Annotated in this window: 3 protein-coding genes; 2 read left to right on the forward strand and 1 reads right to left on the reverse strand. The window is 64.3% G+C overall.

The window, feature by feature from the left end:
* Nucleotides 1–553: TonB-dependent receptor plug domain-containing protein (locus AC1DT2_RS15740; protein ID WP_477297338.1), on the reverse strand; the 553-nt coding region annotated here is incomplete at its 3' end.
* 179 nt (nucleotides 554–732) lie between these two features.
* On the opposite strand from AC1DT2_RS15740, the gene AC1DT2_RS15745 reads away from it, so the two are divergent.
* Together AC1DT2_RS15745 and AC1DT2_RS15750 are read left to right on the forward strand one after the other, a co-directional pair.
* Nucleotides 733–2655, forward strand: coding sequence for an alkaline phosphatase family protein (locus AC1DT2_RS15745; RefSeq protein ID WP_477297339.1), 1923 nt, complete (start codon nucleotides 733–735; stop codon nucleotides 2653–2655).
* A 169-nt stretch (nucleotides 2656–2824) separates the two neighbouring features.
* Nucleotides 2825–4816 (forward strand): bifunctional 2',3'-cyclic-nucleotide 2'-phosphodiesterase/3'-nucleotidase, encoded by a 1992-nt coding sequence (locus AC1DT2_RS15750; protein ID WP_477297340.1) that lies wholly within the window; start codon nucleotides 2825–2827, stop codon nucleotides 4814–4816.
* The last annotated feature ends 55 nt before the right edge of the window (nucleotides 4817–4871 follow it).

A 4871-nucleotide genomic window follows, 5' to 3' on the forward strand; every position in this document is an offset into this window, starting at 1 on the left:
GGTTATGGTCGCTACCGAAGGTCTGTGCAACCTTCCCGCCGAAGGTCTTGGCCGGATCGGACGAGAAGTACTGGATCGCGCCGCCGAGGTTACTGGTGGATGCGGTGCCGAGAGCACCAATGCCTYCGGACAGCTCGACGGTCGCCATGTTCTCCGCGATCAGTGCACGCGAGATGTTCAGGCCGTTGTAGTTGCCGTAGGCGTTATCGCCCAGTGGCAGGCCGTCCAGCGTGTAACCGAGGCGGGTGGCGTTGAACCCACGCAGGGTGATCGTCTGCGATTCCTCATTGGCGCCGAAGGCATCGTTCGACTGCACGGACACACCCGGCAGGCGGTTCAGGATCTTCTGTGGGCTGGTACCCGGCGGCAGTACCTTCTGGTCGGCGGGCGTGATGCGCTGCACCTGCCGGGTCTCACCCTGACCGATGACCGAGACGCCTTCGAGTTGCTGTGCCTGATCGGCGGTGGCGGGCGGCGGCACGTCCCCGGCGCGGGCCTGGACGGACATGGCGGCAACAAGGGCGAGAAACAGGGTGCGACGGGAAAGCGTCATCGACAGGGAGCTCGTCGTGGGGGAAGCCGACAAGCGTGCAGACTCGATATGTATGTTTTCTTACGATGTGATGTGATTCTTGCGAAGGGGTGACGCCTATCGCACTACCGGCACCTCGTCCCCGAACTGAAACACGCGGGCCTCAACATGCTCACCTTTTATCCTCACGGAAACCCGTCATGCGTCGACTTGCTGCCCTGGCCACCCTCCTCCTTGCAGCGGTGACCTTGGATGCCCACGCGCACCGGGTCATCGTCTTCGTCTGGGATGGCATGCGGCCGGACGCGATCAGCGAGGACGACACGCCCAACCTGGCGGCGTTGGCGAAACAGGGCACCTTCTTCGCGGACAACCACGCGACGTACCCCACCTTCACCATGATCAACGCGTCGAGCTTCGCCACCGGGTCGTTCCCCGGAACCATCGGCTTCTTTGGCAACCGCTTCTGGGCGTCCGGCGCCACGGGATTCGACGCCAAGGGCGCGCCAAGCGACTACAACGCGCCGATCTACACCGAGGACTACGCCGTCCTTCGTGCCCTCGACGACCACTGGCACCACGATCTCCTGGAGGCGCCCACCCTGCTCGACCGCGCACGCAAGGCCGGGCTCAAGACCGCGGTGGTCGGTAAATCGGGACCGGCCTTCATGCAGGACATCCACGAGGGCGGCGTCATCCTCGACGAGAACGTGGCGCTGCCGCTGGACTTCGCCAGGCGCCTGACCAAGGCGGGCCTGCCGTTACCGGCGAACACGGTTCACGCCTACGACGCGGACCGCTTCCAACTGGAGCCGGACAACGGCGCGCCGACCGCCCAGCTGCCGCTGGTCACCCTGAAGGATGGTGTGAGCTCGGACGCATCCGACGCCGCCGGCGCCCCGCCAGCGGCAGCCAACGCCTACCTGATGAACGCCTTCCTGACGTACATCCTTCCGGTCGAGAAGCCCGATGTGAGCTTCGTCTGGCTCCGTAATCCCGACTCCACCGAGCACCTCTATGGCGTGGGTTCGCCCAACTTTCATCTGGCCCTGCGCGCGCAAGACGAACTGCTGGGCAAGTTGCAGGCACGGCTGAAGGAGCTGGGCATGGACGCGGATACCGACCTGGTCATCGTTTCCGACCATGCCCACAGCAACGTCTCCGCGCCGCGCGACCTGTTTCCGCTGCGCACGATTGCGGACGGRCGGGTCGGCAAGCCCGATGGCGAGTGGGGCTACTCCGTATCCGGAGCCATCCGCCTGGCCGACGACATGACCCGAGCCGGATTCACCGCCTTCGACGGCTACGGCTGCCTCTATGTGCCCGTCATGTCCGGCATCGAAGCCGACGGCAAGCCGTTACGTCCGACGCGCTTCGACGACGACGGCAAGCTCTGTGGCAAGCCAGGTCCGTACACGACACCCGCCTATAAGGTGCCCGCCGAACTGCCGAAGCAGTCCTTCGTCATCGCGCCCAACGGAGGCAGCGAGTACCTCTACCAGCCTGAGCACGATCGCGCGCAGGTGCTCAAGGCCGTGCGCTTCCTGCAGAGCCAGGAGGCTTTCGGCGCCATCTTCGTCGATGCGCGCTATGGCAAGATTCCCGGCACCCTGCCCCTCGGCAGCGTGCACCTGGCGAACAAGCGCGCGCCGGACATTGTGGCCAGCTACGACTTCGATGCGGAAGCGACCGTGCAGGGATTCAAGGGCACCGTGTACACCAGCATGTCGAACGAGCGCGGCATGCACGGCAGCTTCAGCCCGGTCGACGTGCATAACCTCCTGCTGGTCAGCGGCCCCGACTTCCGCAAGAACACGCGCAGCGAGTTGCCGAGCGGCAACGTGGACCTTGCGCCCACGCTGGCCGCCGTACTCAAGCTGGATCTGGGCAAACCGGACGGGCGTGTGCTGCGTGAGTCCATCGAAGGACGCAGCGGCGACGGCCTCGCCGTGACGTCGGCGGATGTGACGACCGACACCGCCACGGGTCTGGACGTGCGCCGCGTGGACGGCTCTGCGATGAACCGCACCGCCTACCGCTTCGTCCTCAAGACCAAGCAGCTCACCGACAACGGCAGAACCTACACCTATTTCGACCAGGCCAAGGCTGAACACTTGCCCTGAGGAGGGCTTCGGTGGGAACCGATTCATCGGCGATGGGTGCTTGCCGCATCCTGCCCCGCTTCGTGGGATCGCCGATGAATCGGCTCCTACAGGAGCACGGCCGTTATGCCGCTGCGGCGCTTTCTGCTAGTTTTCCGCCCCGATACCCTACGTCCCACCGGATACCCCCATGCTCAAGCATCTCGCGATGGCCACGCTTTCGGCCGCACTGCTCGCCTCCTGCGCCGGCGCGCCGAAAGACAAGACGGCCCACCCCGCCGCTATCACCGATGGCGCGACGCTGGACCTGGCTATCCTCGAGACGACCGACGTCCACTCGAACATTCTTTCGTACGACTACTACAAGCAGAAGGACGATCCGAGCTTCGGCTACGAGCGCGTTGCCACACTGATCCGCCAGGCTCGTAAGGAGTTCCCGAATACGGTGCTGTTCGACAGCGGCGACACCATCCAGGGGTCCGTACTCGCCGATTACCAGGCCATGGTCAAGCCGGTGGGCTGCGACACCGAGCTGGGCATCTACGCCGCAATGGACGCGATCGGTTACGACGGCGGTACCGCAGGCAACCACGAGTTCAACTACGGCCTGCCCTTCCTCGCCCAGGTCACCAACACGTCGATGAACGTGGACGGTGTGAAGGCCCAGCAGTGTGCGGGACCGAAATTCCCGCTGGTGCTGTCCAACGTTTACAGCACGCGCGATGGCAAGCCCATCTTCAAGCCGTGGACCATCGTGACCAAGACAGTCAACGTCACCACCACGATGGGCAAGGTGGTGCCGACGACGCTGAAGATCGGCATCATCGGTTTCACGCCGCCGCCGATTCTCGACTGGGACAAGCGCAACCTGCAGGGCAAGGTCACCGTCGACGGCGTCGTCGAAGCCGCGAACAAATACATGCCGGAAGTGCTCGCGCAAAAGCCCGACCTGGTGGTCGCGATCCTGCACGGGGGCCTCAACACCGCGCCGTACACGCCGCAGATGGAGAACGGCGGCTGGTACCTCGCCGGCGTGCCGGGCATCGACGCGCTGCTTCTGGGTCACTCGCACACCGAGTTCCCGGGGCCGCGCTACATGGACATGAAGGACGTGGACGCGAAGCGCGGCATCGTGCGCGGCGTGCCCGCCGTGATGGGCGGCTTCTTCGGCAAGGATCTGGGCGTGATCAACATGACGTTGAAGCGCGAGGGTGATCGCTGGGTGGTGGAGAAGGACAAGAGCCACAGTCAGGTCCGCCCGATCTGCCCGAAGAAGAACGAGTGTGTCGCCGTCGACCCGACTATCGAGCCGATCGTGAAGGACGCACACGAAGCCGCGATCGCCTACGTCAACACGCCCATTGGCGCGACGGACCACGACCTCACCAGCTACTTCGCGGACGAAGGCAACATGAGCGCGCTTGCCGTGGTCAATGCCGCGCAAGCCGACTACGCGCGTGATGAGCTCAGCCGTACGCACCCGGAATGGAAGGACGTCCCGCTGATCTCCGCCGCCTCCGCGTTCCGTACAGGCTTCGGCGGCCCGGACGATTACACCGATGTGTCGAAGGGTCCCCTGACCATCCGCAATGCGGCGGATCTGTACTTCTATCCGAACACGCTCGCCGCAGTGAAGATCGATGGCGCCGGGGTGAAGGCGTGGCTGGAAGAGTCGGCCCGACGCTTCAACCAGATCGATCCCTCGAAGGAGGGGGAACAGGCACTGACCGGCAAGTTCGTGGCGTACAACTTCGACCAGATGCAGGGTGGCATCACCTACACCATCGACGTCACCAAGCCAGAAGGCCAGCGCATCGGCAACCTCCGCTACAAGGGTAAGCCGGTCGACGATGGCCAGCCCTTCATCGTGGTGACCAACAGCTATCGCGCAAACGGTGGCGGCGGCTTCCCGGGCATGAATGGCGATTCCGTCGTCCTGAACGCGCCGGACGGCAATCGCGAAGTCGTGATCAAGTGGGTGGAAACGAAGAAGACCATCACCRCGAAAGATGTCGACAAGCGTTCGTGGAGCTTCGTCCCGGTGAAGACCAAGGGCACGCTCACGTTCACCGCGGCGGCCGGCAAGGAAGACATCGCCAAGGCCCAGCACCTCGCCATCAAACAACTCCGCGACAACGGCGACGGCACCGCCGTCTACGCGCTAGACCTTTCAAAACGCTGATCTTGTTTGTGGGAGCCGCTTCAGCGGCGATGGGCGCTGCCGCAATCCCCATCGC

The organism is Luteibacter sp. P4_E6 (assembly GCF_056401535.1).